Source organism: Martinezella miluonensis (assembly GCF_900094545.1).
In the GTDB taxonomy this organism is placed as follows: Bacteria; Pseudomonadota; Alphaproteobacteria; order Rhizobiales; family Rhizobiaceae; genus Rhizobium; species Rhizobium miluonense.
The window spans coordinates 26,575-40,856 of sequence record NZ_FMAH01000013.1 but is presented as its reverse complement, the minus strand read 5'-3'; the positions used below and the strand labels follow the sequence as shown (position 1 = coordinate 40,856).

Genomic DNA, 14,282 nt, shown 5'->3' with positions numbered 1-14,282 from the left:
GCGCTATCGCGTATTGGCTTTCTTCTCGTTCTTCGGGCCCGCATCGGCGGCTTCGGAAGGTGTATCTATGGCGATACTGTGCTCCTGCGGGGCCAGAGCCTGCATATGCAGGAGGCGCGGCGACAGCGCGTGCATATAAGCATCGGAACGGCCGATATAGATCATAGTCACATCGGCGAGGTCGGCCAGCATGGCGCAGGCCTGCGCTTGAACTTCGGCTTCCAGCCCTTCAAAGGCATCATCAAGGATGATCCATTTCGGCTTCGCCAGCAGCAGATGCGCAAAGCCGACGGCCTTCTGTTCCTCGGTATCCAGCAAGCGGTCCCAGCGGGCTTGCGTGTCGAGGCGGCTCTTCAAGCGGCCGAGGCCCACTTTGTCCATGACGGCATCGACGGCCGCATCATCATAGGCATCCGTATCGTCCGGGAAACAGATTGCCTCCCTGAGTGTACCGGTCGGCACATAGGGCGTGTGCGGCACGAACAGCATGTCTTCCATCGGCGGCAGGCTGACCGTTCCGGCACCGCTATACCATTGATGCGCCAACACCTCGAACAGCAATCTCCGGTTCACGCCATGGTCGCCGTTGATCATGATGTGCTCGCCGGCATTGATCGTGACCGTGCCCTCGGCAATCCGGAAGCCATTCTCGGTGGCCTCGTCACTTGTCTTCGTCGATACCTCCAGGTCGGTCCACACCATGGTACCGGGGGCCGCCTTGTCGAAGAGGAGGGTATGCGGCATCGGAGTCTTGTCGTCCATCTCCGTCAGGGCCTGCCGAAAGTCGGTGACGCGCATCAACGTCGCACGCCATTCCGCGATCGGGCCGAAATTAGCAACATACCAGCGCAGGGCCGAATTGACTTGGTTGAATGCGCCGACCGCCACCATGAGCTGGCCGAAGGTGAGCCCGCCGGAGAAATAGGCGGGTGCCGCCACCAGGATCGGGATGATCAGCACCAGCCAACCATAGCCGGCGGAAACCCAGGTGAGGTTGGTATTGGCGATGGCGAGCTGGCGGATGACGGCAAGCACGGCGGAAATATCGAGATTGATCCGCCGGCGCTCGTTCTCCTCGCCCCCGGCAATGGTGATCGCCGGCATATGCTCGTTGGCATGCATGAGCGCGAAGCGCAGCTCGGCTTCCTTGGAATAGCGGTCGGCATTCAGCCGCACCAGGCGACGGCCGACGAATTGACTAAGGAAGGATGCCGAGCCGGCATAGAGGATCGCCGCCCAAACCATATAGCCCGGGATGGAGAAGCTCGCGCCCTTGAAATGGAAGACCATGCCGCTCGACAGCTCCCAGAGCACGCCGATGAAGCTCAAAAGCAGGATTGTCGCCTGTACCAGACCGATAGCGAGGCCGGTCGTGCTCTCTGCGAGATTGCGGGCATCCTCGTGCAGACGCTGGTCGGGATTGACGCCGATCAGACCGGAGGAAGCAAGGCGAAGCGCGCGCTTGGCCTGCAGCCACTGGTTCACCAGATCTCTCGCCAGTCCCTCGCGCATGTAGAGCGCCGTCATCTGGTTCAGCCAGGCCTGGATGACGTTGAGAACCAGAAGCGAGCCGGCGATCATGCCGAAGACGCCGAGCTGGTGGAAGAAGGCGGAGATATCGCGCCGCGCCAACGAATCGTAGAAGGGAGCGTTCCAGCTGTTCAGCAGCACCTGAACGTAGGCGGTGACCATGATAATTGCGAAGAGCGCAACGGTAAGCGAAATGATCTTGATGCGGACCGGCGAATTCCAGAACGCCGAGAACATCATCCGCAGCCGAAAGAAAAGGCTGAAATCGTACCCGACCTGCTCGTTGCCTTGCATATTCGGCTTGGCTTGCGCTTCAACTGCCATCAGCACTTCCCTGCGACGCACATCCCCTCAATTAATCATGACCCACCCTCATGTCCATCCTCGTGGCAGACCGGTGTGCGATCACGTTCCTATATACACGTTTTCGCGTCTTGAACCGAATTAGGTCAGCAATTAGCTTGCAGCTGAAAGATTGAGAAAGCCCACCAATGCAATTTCAGGGAACTGCGGACTACATTGCCGACAAGGATCTAATGGTTGCCGTCAATGCCGCCATCCGGCTGGAGCGCCCGCTCCTCGTCAAAGGCGAACCCGGCACGGGCAAGACCGAACTCGCCCGCCAGGTCGCGGCAGCACTCGGGCTCGAACTCATCGAATGGAACGTCAAATCGACGACGAAGGCCCAGCAGGGGCTCTACGAATATGATGCCGTTTCGCGTCTGCGCGACAGCCAGCTCGGCGACATCAGAGTTCACGATGTCCGCAACTATATCAGACGGGGCAAGCTTTGGCAGGCCTTTACCTCACAGAAGAAATGCGTGCTGCTGATCGACGAGATCGACAAGGCCGACATCGAGTTTCCAAACGATCTGCTGCAGGAACTCGATCGCATGGAGTTCCATGTCTACGAGACGGGCGAAACCATCCAGGCCGCCATCCGTCCGATCGTCATCATCACCTCGAACAACGAGAAGGAACTTCCGGACGCCTTTCTGCGCCGCTGCTTCTTCCACTATATCCGCTTCCCCGACATGGAGACGCTGGCGCGCATCGTCGAGGTTCACTATCCCGGCATCAAGCAGACACTCGTCCACGCGGCCCTGACGCAATTCTTCGAAATCCGCGACGTGGCGGGCCTGAAGAAAAAACCCTCGACCTCCGAAGCCCTTGATTGGATCCGCCTGCTGGTCGCCGACGATGTCGATCCCGGCACTCTGCGCGCCGATGCGAAGAATGCGCTACCGAAGCTGCATGGCGCATTGCTGAAGAATGAGCAGGACGTCCACCTTTTCGAGCGGCTGGCCTTCATGGCGCGGGGGCAGGGGAAGTAGAGCAAATCGCAGTATTTCCTGAATATAAATCTGCAAGCGTCGTCTCTCTCGAAAAAAAGGAAGGTGCAGGATCACCTACCATCGCCTTTCGAGGCTACAGCTTTCAACCTCCGCGCCTCAGGGCGAGGACTGATCTTCTGCGGCTGGACAAAAAACCTCTCTGCCCCACCCTGGGGTGCCTTGGCGTTGAAGCGTCAGCGCAAGCGCCAAGGCCTCGAAGAGCGAGGCAGTCTCCCGGGCTTGGAGTTAGCCCATTGACCAGTCGGAACAGCAGGTTTATGCATTTCTCCTCGTGGTGATTTGGCCGGCCGGCTTGCAGCCACGTTAAATAAGTCGCTAAAGGGCCGCGTGCGGACCGGTAGCGATTCTTATCGCGGCCGGTTTTTTTGTATTTGGTCGAGTGGAAACAATGCCCATCAAGATTCCCGATACGCTGCCCGCGTTTGAAACCCTCCAGAACGAGGGTGTGCGGGTGATGACCGAAACGGTGGCGTTCCGTCAGGATATCCGCCCCCTTCAGATCGGGCTCCTCAACCTCATGCCGAACAAGATCAAGACCGAGGTCCAGATGGCGCGCCTAGTCGGCGCATCGCCGCTGCAGGTGGAGTTTTCGCTGGTGCGCATCGGCGCGCACAAGGCCAAGAACACCTCCGAGGAGCATCTGCTCTCCTTCTACCAGACCTGGGACGAGGTGAAGCACCGCAAGTTCGACGGTTTCATCATCACCGGCGCGCCGATCGAGCTGCTCGAATACGAAGATGTGACCTACTGGGAAGAAATGCAGCAGATCTTCGAGTGGACGGCCACCAACGTCCATTCGACGCTCAACGTCTGCTGGGGCGCAATGGCGGCGATCTATCACTTCCACAAGGTGCCGAAATATACGCTGAAGGAAAAGGCGTTCGGGGTGTACCGCCACCAGAACCTGAAGCCCTCCTCCGTCTATCTCAACGGCTTTTCCGACGATTTCGCCGTGCCGGTCTCGCGCTGGACGGAGGTAAAGCGCGCCGACATCGAGAAGGTGCCTGGCCTGCAGATCCTGATGGATTCGAGCGAGATGGGCGTCTGCCTCGTCCACGAACAGGCCTGCAACCGGCTCTACATGTTCAATCACGTGGAGTATGATTCCACCTCGCTGGCGGATGAGTATTTCCGCGATGTGAATGCGGGTGTGCCGATCAAGATGCCGCACAACTACTTCCCGCACAACGACCCGGAGATTCCCCCCCAGAACCGGTGGCGCAGCCACGCACACCTGTTCTTCGGCAACTGGATCAACGAGATCTACCAAACCACGCCGTATGATGTGGAGGAGATCGGCCAGGAAAGGACTTGAGGCTTGTTCATTCCCTTCTTCCTGAAGCTGAAGGAAGCGAAGGTTCCGGTAACGCTCCGGGAGTTCCTGTCGCTGCTTGAGGGAATGGAAGAAGGAATTGCCGACTATGACGTCGAGGCCTTCTACTATCTGGCGCGCACGACGCTGATCAAGGACGAGCGCTTCATCGATCGCTTCGACCAGATCTTTGCCGACTATTTCCGGGGCGTCGAGGCGATCGGCGGCAATGCCGATATGGTCGAAGCGACCGAAATTCCCGAAGAATGGCTGCGCAAGCTCGCCGAACGGCATCTGACCGACGGGGAGAGAAAGGAAATCGAGGCGCTCGGCGGCTTCGACAAGCTGATGGAGACGCTGCGCGAGCGGCTGGCCGAGCAGAAGGGCCGGCATCAGGGCGGCTCGAAATGGATCGGCACGGCAGGCACCTCGCCCTTCGGCGCCTACGGCTATAACCCGGAAGGCGTGCGCATCGGCCAGGAAACATCCCGCCATCGGCGCGCGGTCAAGGTCTGGGATCGCCGCGACTTCCAGAATCTCGACGATAGCGTCGAGCTCGGCACCCGCAACATCAAGGTGGCGCTGAAGCGCCTGCGCCGCTGGGTGCGCGAGGGTGCCGCCGAAGAACTGGATCTCTCCGGCACCATCCGCTCCACCGCCGAGCATGGCTATCTCGACGTCCAGACGCGGTCGGAACGCCGCAACGCCGTCAAACTCCTAATGTTCTTCGATGTTGGCGGCTCGATGGACGACCACATCCGCGTGGTCGAAGAGCTGTTTTCCGCCGCCCGATCAGAGTTTCGCCACATGGAATATTTCTACTTCCACAACTGCCTCTACGAAGGCGTGTGGAAGGACAATCGCCGCCGTCGCGTCGATATCACCGCAACGACCGATCTCATCCGCACCTTCGGCTCCGATTATCGCGTCGTCTTCGTCGGCGATGCATCGATGAGCCCCTACGAAATCAACCATCCGGGCGGCTCGGTTGAACACTGGAACAAGGAATCCGGTGAGGCCTGGCTCGCCCGCATGACCGGCCATTTCCGCAAATGCATCTGGCTCAATCCCGTGCCGGAAAACTATTGGGGCCATACCACCTCCATCTCCATCATCCGCCGCCTGATGAGCGACCGCATGTATCCTTTGACCCTCGGCGGCCTGGAAAAAGCGACGCGGGAATTGTCGCGCTGAGCATTGCCTTTGCTCGATGACTTTAGCGTTGCCGCCGCCGCACCAGGGAATGTCTATGCATCTGCCTTGCGATAGGCTGCAACGAAGAGCCAGATTGCCGAAAGCAGGAAGTAGAATGCGCCGAACGCCACATAGGGGGTGATGTCCAGGATCGTCGGCGCTGCCGTGCCAAGCGATCGGCTGATCATGAATCCACCGGCAAGGGCCGATTGGGCGCCACTCAGGATCATCACCCATTGTGCGCCATAATGGCGCCAACGCCTTACCGCCGTGTACAGCTGCAGCAGACCAGAAAAGATCGCCCAAATCCCGAACACCGCCAGAACAGCATAGGTGCTGTCGCTGACCGCCGCGATCACGGCAAGCGCGGTGATCGTGCTGACGACGACATTCAACGCTTGGGAAGAGTTGGCTTTCAGACCGCCGTTTACCCGTGCGTCAACCAGATTGGCGAGGGCGTCCCACGCCGGGTAGATCACAAGCAAAAACGCGATGGCACCAGGCTGCCCGCGCAGAAGAATGGCGGCGGCAATCCATGCGACGGAGAAAAGCGCACGTACGAAATAATAGGATCGCAGCCAGCTGGACTGACTCAAAGAATTGCTTGACATCGGTAGGCTCCATTTTGAAATCTACCTACTAGTAGGGAGATAAAATTGACAAAGTCAACCCGACGATTGAACACCTCTTTGTGAGGGATCGGAAGTGCCGTGACACCTTGACAAACGACCTATCAGAAGGTAGGCAGCGACATGAAATCAACGACTTCCACTTCCGAAAAAATTCTCGACACCGCGCAGTCTCTCATCGTCGCCGGAGGCTACAACGGGTTCAGCTATGCTGATATCTCGGCCGCGATCGGCATCAGAAAGGCCAGTATCCACCATCATTTTCCGACGAAGGCCGAGCTGGTCTCGGTGCTGGTGGATCGCTACCGGCAGCAGGCGGAAGTGGGGCTGAATTCTCTTCGTGAGCAGTTCCCAAGCCCTGCTGAACAATTACAGTCCTATGTGAATTTCTGGCAGGCGTGCATTCGCGATGCCTCGTTGCCCTTCTGCGTCTGTGCGATGCTCGCTTGCGAGATGCAGATGTTGCCGGAAGAGGTCGCATCCCGCGTCCGCGCCCATTTCAATAGTCTCGCACAATGGCTTACCTCGGTGCTGGAAGCTGGAGCGGAGCAGAACCTGTTCCGATTGGCCAAGCAGCCGGAAGAGGAGGCCCAAATGCTGATGGCGTCCGTTCATGGGGCAATGCTTTCTGCGAGGGCTTTCGGCAATCGCGGACTGTTCACCGCAATCGTCACCCCCCAAATCGCCAAGCTGCTGACGCCGCATAGTTAGAGAACCGCCAGGCGGAAGTATTCAACGGATGACCGTTGGGGCCGACCACACGAGCCAAAACAGGCACCGATACACTCGCCTGTCGTACGCGCTGCACATTTGCGGCGCAGGTTGGCATTCCGGAGCGATGAGAGAAAGCCAAATTGAGGCTTGATCCACCATCGACCGCCCCTAGATTTCACCTTCGGACCGGTTGCGGAACGATGCGAATGGGGGCAGGGTCTGGCCTCGCCTTTTCGATAGCCATGGATGAGCTGATATGACGGAAAATACTTTGCAGCGGGAAGTTTTTGGAACAACGGCCGATGGGGATACCGTCTATCGCGTCAAGATCGTCGGCGGCGGATTGACCGCGCATGTTATCTCATGGGGCGCCGTCATCCAGGACCTGAGGCTTGAGGGCCACCAGCCTGCCTTGCTGCTCGGCTTCGACAATTTCCCCGATTATCCCGCCCATTCTTCCTATTTCGGCGCGACGCCGGGCCGCTGCGCCAACCGCATCGGCGCCGGCCGCTTCACGCTGGACGGTAAGCAGTACCAGCTCGAGCTCAACGAGAAGGGCGTCACGCATCTGCACGGCGGCAAGGACAATATCGCCAAGCGCAACTGGACCATTGTTGAGCACGATACCGACCGTGTCGTGCTGAAGATCGTCGATCCCGATGGCCGCGCCGGCTATCCCGGCAACTGCACGATCCAGGCGACCTACCGGGTGCATGGCAACGGCGAGCTGTCTGTCACCTACGAATCGACCACCGACCAGCCGACCCTCGCCAATGTCTGCCAGCACGCCTATTTCAACCTCGACGGCCGCGACGACACGCTTGGCCACGACATCATGATCGCCGCCGATCAATACACCCCGACCGACGATAAGCAGGTACCGACAGGGGAAATCCGCTCGGTGGAAGGCACCGTGTTCGATTTCCGCGAGATGTCGCCGATGAAGCGTTTCGAGGGATCAGAGCAGGCACTTTACGACCACAATTTCTGCCTCTCCGGCGAGCGCACCGCCAAGCGTTCCGTCGTGCTCGCCCGCAGCGTCAATTCCGGCGTGTCGCTGGAAGTACGCACGACCGAGCCCGGCGTTCAATTCTACACCGCCTTCAAGCTCAACGTCCCGGTTCCCGGTCATGACGGACGCAAGATCGGCCCGTTCGCCGGTTTCTGCCTGGAAACCCAGGTGTGGCCGGATGCCATCAATCACGAAGGCTTCCCCAATGCCGTGCTCCGCCCGGGCGAGGTATTGCGGCAGGAAACGGACTACATCTTTACCAAGAACTGAACCGGGCATGCCCTGTTCTCACAATAATCGGCCGGGCGTCCAAAGCGCCCGGCCGATTCTTTTTGGGTCGAGGGATAGATTCACCTTGTGAATTGGTTCTAAATAGGTTCTAAATAGCCGCCATGGATAGAACCAGTTTGATCGCTGAATTGAACAATCGCGGTCTCGGCGAGGGGACCGGGAGCGGGCCTCTCTATAAGCGCCTGGCACTGGCATTGACGGGCCTTATCCAGGAAGGGCTGCTGAAGTCGGGGACGGCGCTGCCAGGCGAGCGCGATCTTGCCGGCGCCCTGCAGATCGGCCGGGTGACGGTCAGAACCGCCTATCGCGACCTGCTTGCTTCGGGCGTCATTGAATCGCGCCACGGCAGCGGGACTTTCGTCTCGCAGCATGTCGAGCGCATCGAGCAGCCGCTCTGGCGCCTCTCCTCCTTCTCCGCCGACATGCGTTCGCGCGGCCGCGAGCCGGCAGCCCGCATCCTCCAGCGCACCATCAGCCCGCCGGCGCCGGAGGAAACCTTCCTCCTCGGCCTCGGTCTTGACGAACCCGTGCTGCGGCTCGACCGCCTGCGCCTGGCGGACGGTCAGCCGCTCGCCATCGAGCGCGCCGTCGTTCCCATGAAATTCCTGGGCGAAGACGCCATATCCGAGGGGTCGCTCTACGATGCGCTGGCCGCCAGGGGCTTCAAGCCCGTGCGCGCGCAACAGAGACTGACGGCCGTGACGCTGGACCCCACTTCCGCATCGATCCTGACCGTCAAGGCCGGAGCACCGGCACTCTTGATCGAGCGCGTCTCCCGCCTCGCGGACCAGCGTGTCGTTGAATATACCCGCTCGCACTATCGCGGCGATGCCTATGATTTTGTTACCGAATTGAGAATTGGAGATGACCTATGAGCAAGACCCAATCCCTGATGCTGACGGAAGCCGGCCAGTCGCCGGAGGTAGTTGCAACGCTGCTTGAAAAGGAAAAGCCAGCCTTTGCCGAAATCGCGAAGCTTTTCTCATCGACCAACCCGTCACTGATCACCACGGCAGCGCGCGGTTCCTCCGACCACGCCGCCACCTTCTTCAAATATCTGTTCGAAATCTCCCGCGGCATCCCGGTCGCCTCTGTCGGCCCGTCGATCGCCTCCGTCTATGGCGCGCCGCTGCATCTGAAGGGCGGCATCCACTTCACGGTATCGCAGTCCGGCGGCAGCCCGGATATCATTGCGCTGCAGGCCGCCGCCAAGAAGGGCGGTGCCACGACGATCGCCGTCGTCAACGTCACCGATAGCCCGCTCGCCAAGGAAGCGGACATCGTGCTCGGCCTCAATGCCGGTAAAGAACAGAGCGTTGCCGCCACCAAGTCCTTCATCGCCGCCGCCGTCGCGCTTGCCGGCGTCACGGCTGCGATCTCGCAGGACAAGGCGCTGACTGACGGCCTCGCAAGACTGCCGGAAGCACTGGCCGCAACCTCGGGCATCGACGGCAAGGCCGCCGAAGACGTGCTCTTCAACGCCTCCTCGCTCTATACGGGCGGACGCGGTCCGGCCTTCGCCATCGCGCTCGAAGCAGCATTGAAGGCCAAGGAAACCGCAGGCCTGCACGCGGAAGCCTTCTCGCTGGCGGAGCTCATGCATGGTCCAATGCGCCTCGTACAGCCGGGCTTCCCGATCGTCGCCTTCTCGCCTGACGATGCCGCCTTCCCCAACAATGCACAGGCACTGGAGCGCCTGCAGAAGCTCGGCGCCACCGCCGTCTCCTTCTCGACGGCTCCGCTCGCCGGCATCAACCTTCACATGCCCAGCACCGGCAACGGCCTGCTCGACCCGCTGGTTTCGCTGCTCTGCTACTATCGCCTGATCGAGGCAGTGACGCGCCGCAAGGGCTTCGACCCTGATAAGCCGGCTAATCTCCTCAAGGTAACGGAGACCATGTGATGGATTACAAGGTCCTTACAGGCGCCCGCATCTTCGATGGCGACCGTTTTCACGAGGACAGCGCACTCGTGATCGGCAACGGCCGCATCCATGCCATCACCAGCGTCAACGACGTGCCCGACAACGCCGAAACCATCCAGCTGAAGGGCGGCGTCCTGTCGCCGGGCTTCATCGACGCGCAGGTGAACGGCGGCGGCGGCCGCATGCTGAACGACGAACCGTCGCCGGAATCCATGTATATGATCGCCGAGGGGCACCGCCCCTACGGCACGACCTCGCTCCTGCCGACCCTCATCACCGATGTCGCGGCTGCCACGACTGCATCCATCGAAGCTGCCGTCGAAGCCGTGAAAGCCAATCGCGGCGTCGCCGGCCTGCATCTGGAAGGCCCGCATCTGGCGCCGGCCCGCAAGGGCGCGCACCTGGCCGAGCTGATGCGTCCGGTCGAGGATAACGACGTCAGAACCTTTATCCGCGCCCGCGAGGCGATCGGCACGCTGCTGGTCACCATGGCCGCGGAGCAGGTGACGGAGCGGCAGGTACAGGCGCTCGCCGAAGGCGGCGTCATCGTCAGCATCGGCCACAGCGATTGCACGACGGAAGCCGCCAATGCGCGCTTCGATGCCGGCGCCCGTGGCGTCACCCACCTTTTCAACGCCATGAGCCAGATGGGCCATCGCGCGCCCGGCCTCGTCGGCGCCGCGATCGACCACCCCGCCCCCTGGTGCGGCATCATCGCTGATGGCCATCACGTCGAGCCGACGGCACTCAGGGTCGCGCTGCGCGCCAAGCGCGGCGAAGGCCGGCTGTTTTTCGTCACCGATGCCATGTCGCTCGTCGGCACCGATCTTCCGAGCTTCACGCTGAACGGCCGCACGGTCTACCGCACCAAGGGTGGCTACTGCTCGAAACTGACGTTGGACGATGGCACGCTGGCCGGCTCCGACGTCGATATGGCCTCGACCATCCGCTACGGTGTCAACGTGCTCGAGCTGCCGCTGGCGGAAGCCTTGCGCATGGCGACCTCCTATCCCGCCCGCTTCCTGCGGCTTGCCGATCGCGGCCACCTGACGCCGGGAACCCGCGCCGACCTCGTTCACATCAACGACGGTATCGAAGTTACCGAAACATGGATCTCGGGCCAGCCTTCAGCCTGAGACACTCGAAAAGGAAGCTCGGCATGACCGCAGTCACGGACCGCTATTTCTCCGGCCTTATCGGCCGGTTGGAAACCCTGCGCGAAGCGCTTGCCGAGCCCATGTCGAGGGCTTCCGCCGCTATTTGCGCGGCCGCACGCGCCGATCGTCGCGTCTACGTCTTCGGCACCGGCCATTCGCATATGCTGGCGGAAGAGGTGCATTATCGTGCTGGCGGCCTCGCCTTCACCGTCCCGGTGCTGGTCGGCTCGGCCATGCTGCATGAAGGTGCCGTCATCAGCTCGGTCTATGAGCGCACCGAAGGCCTCATTCGCCCGATCTTCGAGCGCTACGGCATGCAGCCGGGCGATGTACTGATCATCGCCTCCAATTCCGGCGTCAATGCAGCGCCGCTTGAGGCGGCGGATTACGGCCGCGAGATCGGCGCCACGGTCATCGCCATCACCTCGCTTGCCTATTCGGCCGCCATTGCCAACGGCCGCAGGAAGCTTGCCGATGTCGCCGATATCGTGCTGGACAACGGTCTGCCGCCCGGCGACGCCATGATCGACCTGCCGGGCACCGGCCTGAAGGTCGGCCCGGCCTCGACCGCCGTTGGGGCCACTGTGCTGAACGCCATCTTTGCCGATGTCGCCGCCGAACTTTGCAAGGATGGCGATCCGCCCGTCTACCTCAGCGCCAACATGCCCGGCGCCAAGGAAACCAATCAGCGGCTGGTCAAGAAGTACCGTCCGCGTAATCCGCATCTTTAGGGTAATGACAGGAAAACTGCGGAATTAGGTAGCAAATGCCACAAGATTCCAGACACTGAAATTGTTACCTCTAGCTCTTCCGATGGAGTTGGATTGTATGGTGTCGATCGTCGAGGAATTGAAGGGCAAGCTGGCCGAGCTGGATGCCAGGCTTGAGGAGATAGAGGCCGAAGCGCTCGCCTTGGAATCGCAGAAGGCGGCGTTCGTAACCGTGATCAAGGTCTTTGATCCAGCGCGGCATCTGCGGCTCCTCAGCCGCCCAAGAGGAAGGATCGATCTACACCTGGTCGCCGTGTGACCGACCTTCTCAGAGGCCGTGATGTCCGCCGCAGTGTGCTTGAAATCCTCCGAGACGCGGAAGAGCCGATCTTGGCAGGTGATCTGTCGAAACAGTTTGCTGAACGAGAAGGCTTCGGGTCCGAGATCGACGGGATTAGTCCGAACCTTGCCGGTCGATTTTCGGGCCTCCTCGAACGTATGGAGCAGACAGGGCTGGTTCGCTCGTCAGGTGCTTCCGATGGTCGTCTAAATTGTGGGAGATCGCCAGGTAAGCGTCCGAGGGTCAAACTGGGCCCGCCAACTCGGCTAACTGTCATTGAATGACCAAAATATCGACAGAGGGAGCGCGAATATGTTTTCGCCGAAACTGAGCACGCGCTCCCCCATATAGATAACGATGCCGACGAAGGGACGGTTCATACCTGGGCCTTCTTCTCGAAACCACCGCAGATGTTGAAAATCCTTTGCTTCAACCGTAGTCGATGCCTTCATCTCGAAGCCGATAATCGTTCTGTCTGACTCAGCAAGGATGTCTATCTCGCGCCCTCTCTGCCTCCAATGATAAAGCCGCCACTGGCGCATCTGATGAGGGAGGGATTTCCACATTTCATTGAAAACGAAATTTTCGAACAGGCCACCGAGTGCTGTGGGATTCGCGCCAATATTGAAGCTCTGGGCGTTCATACTCCTCAAAGCCGCGACGATCCCAGTATCCACAAGATGGATTTTTGGTTGGCGTATGTCGCGCTTGGACTCTCCGGAGGTCCACGCAGGCAATCGTCGCAACAGAGAGAGCTTGGTTAGAATATCGAGGTAGGTCTCGGTGGTATTCCTTTGTAAGCTGATGTTTGAACATAGTTCGTCTATATTCAGCTCGTTTCCGACACGCGTCGCTAGTTGATCGATCATTCGCCTCATGGCGTCTGATTTTCTTATTTTTAAGATGTACGCAACGTCGCGCTCCACGACACTGTCAACGTAGTCTGTGTATCGATTTTGCCTCCAGCGCTCTTCTAGAGTTCGTATCTCGGGGAAACCGCCTGCGACTATCAAGTCGATGTATTGTACCCTGGACAACGTTTCTGGTTTAGGCAGGTCTAGCGGATCGGGACGGTCCTTCGCCGATGCCCAATCGAGAATTTTCGCGGGCCCCATGCGCTTTGTTTCAGCGACACTCATTGGAAGCATCGTCATTGTATGAACCCGCCCCGCCAACGAGTCCGCCACGTGCGCGGAAATGAAAACGTTGGATGAGCCTGTCAGGACGAACTGACCCATTGCTCGGTTTTCGTCGACGATTCTCTTCAACGCCAAAGCTAATTTCGTTGATCGTTGGGCTTCATCGATAATGAGGGGGCCTGCTTTCGTCTCAGCCAAAAGGGCATCCATCTGTCCTTTTGGATCAGCCTCAATAGCTGCAAGCACACCTTCTTCATCTAAGGTGATAAATTTTCCAACGGTCAATAGATCGCGTACCAGTGTCGTCTTCCCGACCTGACGCGGTCCAATAATGTTTACCACGCGCGCTGATGTAAGTGCGGCTCTAAGTTGGGGCTGCAGATGACGCGGGAGAAGGCTCTCGTCCATGACACTTCTTTTTCTCAGTAAACCGATATGGCGAAAGTTGTAATAGCGTATCGGTAAAAGCGTCAATAGAAATCTGGTGAAAGTGTCAATAGGACCCTGGTAAAAGTGTCAATAGCGCCCTGGTGGAACTGTCAGTACGCGTTGGACTTCTCGGCCCACACCTGGTCCTCGATGCGCTCTGCCGCACCCTGCCAGTAGCCGCAGAGGTTCTCCGACGTCGTGCGATGGGTGACGGTGTGCAGCACGTCGGCGAGCTGCCAACGCAACCCCATGTAGCGAGTGTCCTCCTTCCAGGCGACCATCGCCATCTACCAGTCCAGGTACTTGACCGAGAAGCGGTGATGAATGCCGACATGCGCGCGCTCGGCGCGGGCGAAGAAGCTCTCGATCCTGTTCGTGTCGGTGCCATCCTCGGTCTGGTACGCCAGGCTGTGGTTCACGCGCCGAAGGATCGCCAACCCGACGAGGTCGAGAGATATGGTTATATGTGCCCGCAGGTTGATGGCTATTTCAAACACCAACCTTGTGGCATTTGCCACCTAATTCCGGAAAACTGCCGAGCAGTTT

15 protein-coding genes and 1 riboswitch are annotated in these 14,282 nt (G+C 59.7%); of the genes, 10 read left to right on the top strand and 5 right to left on the bottom strand.

Going from position 1 to position 14,282, the window contains the following annotated elements; translation table 11 throughout:
• Positions 1 to 3 precede the first annotated feature (3 nt).
• Positions 4 to 1,854: an ABC transporter ATP-binding protein/permease gene (locus GA0061102_RS13305; protein WP_092848080.1), complete on the bottom strand. Its 1,851-nt coding sequence runs from the start codon at positions 1,852 to 1,854 to the stop codon at positions 4 to 6.
• A gap of 167 nt (positions 1,855 to 2,021) precedes the next feature.
• On the opposite strand from GA0061102_RS13305, the gene GA0061102_RS13300 reads away from it, so the two are divergent.
• The 3 genes from GA0061102_RS13300 to GA0061102_RS13290 all read left to right on the top strand — a co-directional run bounded on the left by GA0061102_RS13300 (position 2,022) and on the right by GA0061102_RS13290 (position 5,391).
• Positions 2,022 to 2,864 (top strand): AAA family ATPase, encoded by an 843-nt coding sequence (locus tag GA0061102_RS13300; protein ID WP_092848077.1) that lies wholly within the window; start codon positions 2,022 to 2,024, stop codon positions 2,862 to 2,864.
• Positions 2,865 to 3,146: 282 nt separating this feature from the next.
• Positions 3,147 to 3,224, top strand: a riboswitch (SAM riboswitch).
• A gap of 49 nt (positions 3,225 to 3,273) precedes the next feature.
• Complete coding sequence (metA, locus tag GA0061102_RS13295; RefSeq protein ID WP_092848074.1) at positions 3,274 to 4,200, top strand: homoserine O-acetyltransferase MetA; 927 nt, start codon at positions 3,274 to 3,276, stop codon at positions 4,198 to 4,200.
• Between the two features lie 3 nt (positions 4,201 to 4,203).
• Positions 4,204 to 5,391 carry a vWA domain-containing protein gene (locus GA0061102_RS13290; protein ID WP_092848073.1) on the top strand — a complete coding sequence of 396 codons (1,188 nt, stop codon included), beginning with the start codon at positions 4,204 to 4,206 and terminating at the stop codon, positions 5,389 to 5,391.
• A 53-nt stretch (positions 5,392 to 5,444) separates the two neighbouring features.
• Here the strand turns inward: GA0061102_RS13290 and GA0061102_RS13285 are convergent, their stop codons facing one another.
• The gene (locus GA0061102_RS13285; protein WP_092848070.1) at positions 5,445 to 6,002 is read right to left on the bottom strand and encodes a DUF308 domain-containing protein; all 558 of its coding nucleotides are present in this window, start codon (positions 6,000 to 6,002) and stop codon (positions 5,445 to 5,447) included.
• Positions 6,003 to 6,143: 141 nt separating this feature from the next.
• On the opposite strand from GA0061102_RS13285, the gene GA0061102_RS13280 reads away from it, so the two are divergent.
• From GA0061102_RS13280 to GA0061102_RS33165, 7 genes are all read left to right on the top strand, one after another.
• Positions 6,144 to 6,731, top strand: a complete 588-nt coding sequence (locus GA0061102_RS13280; RefSeq protein ID WP_092848068.1) for a TetR/AcrR family transcriptional regulator — start codon at positions 6,144 to 6,146, stop codon at positions 6,729 to 6,731.
• Between the two features lie 259 nt (positions 6,732 to 6,990).
• Positions 6,991 to 8,016 (top strand): aldose epimerase family protein, encoded by a 1,026-nt coding sequence (locus GA0061102_RS13275; RefSeq protein WP_092848061.1) that lies wholly within the window; start codon positions 6,991 to 6,993, stop codon positions 8,014 to 8,016.
• A gap of 122 nt (positions 8,017 to 8,138) precedes the next feature.
• The gene (locus tag GA0061102_RS13270) at positions 8,139 to 8,912 is read left to right on the top strand and encodes a GntR family transcriptional regulator (protein ID WP_092848055.1); all 774 of its coding nucleotides are present in this window, start codon (positions 8,139 to 8,141) and stop codon (positions 8,910 to 8,912) included.
• The gene (locus GA0061102_RS13265; protein ID WP_092848049.1) at positions 8,909 to 9,940 is read left to right on the top strand and encodes an SIS domain-containing protein; all 1,032 of its coding nucleotides are present in this window, start codon (positions 8,909 to 8,911) and stop codon (positions 9,938 to 9,940) included. Before GA0061102_RS13270 ends, GA0061102_RS13265 begins: the two co-directional genes overlap by 4 nt.
• The gene (nagA, locus tag GA0061102_RS13260) at positions 9,940 to 11,097 is read left to right on the top strand and encodes an N-acetylglucosamine-6-phosphate deacetylase (protein WP_092848040.1); all 1,158 of its coding nucleotides are present in this window, start codon (positions 9,940 to 9,942) and stop codon (positions 11,095 to 11,097) included. Before GA0061102_RS13265 ends, nagA begins: the two co-directional genes overlap by 1 nt.
• A 23-nt stretch (positions 11,098 to 11,120) precedes the next feature.
• On the top strand, positions 11,121 to 11,849 hold the full coding sequence (locus GA0061102_RS13255) for an SIS domain-containing protein (protein ID WP_092848032.1): 729 nt from the start codon (positions 11,121 to 11,123) through the stop codon (positions 11,847 to 11,849).
• A gap of 97 nt (positions 11,850 to 11,946) precedes the next feature.
• Complete coding sequence (locus tag GA0061102_RS33165; protein WP_167667978.1) at positions 11,947 to 12,147, top strand: hypothetical protein; 201 nt, start codon at positions 11,947 to 11,949, stop codon at positions 12,145 to 12,147.
• Between the two features lie 287 nt (positions 12,148 to 12,434).
• Here the strand turns inward: GA0061102_RS33165 and GA0061102_RS13245 are convergent, their stop codons facing one another.
• The 3 genes from GA0061102_RS13245 to GA0061102_RS13240 all read right to left on the bottom strand — a co-directional run bounded on the left by GA0061102_RS13245 (position 12,435) and on the right by GA0061102_RS13240 (position 14,254).
• On the bottom strand, positions 12,435 to 13,715 hold the full coding sequence (locus GA0061102_RS13245; RefSeq protein ID WP_092848025.1) for an ATP-binding protein: 1,281 nt from the start codon (positions 13,713 to 13,715) through the stop codon (positions 12,435 to 12,437).
• A gap of 131 nt (positions 13,716 to 13,846) precedes the next feature.
• Positions 13,847 to 14,023, bottom strand: coding sequence for a hypothetical protein (locus tag GA0061102_RS33160; RefSeq protein ID WP_167667977.1), 177 nt, complete (start codon positions 14,021 to 14,023; stop codon positions 13,847 to 13,849).
• Entirely contained in the window at positions 14,024 to 14,254 is a 231-nt protein-coding gene (locus GA0061102_RS13240) for a transposase (protein ID WP_092848020.1), read from the bottom strand.
• Positions 14,255 to 14,282 lie beyond the last annotated feature (28 nt).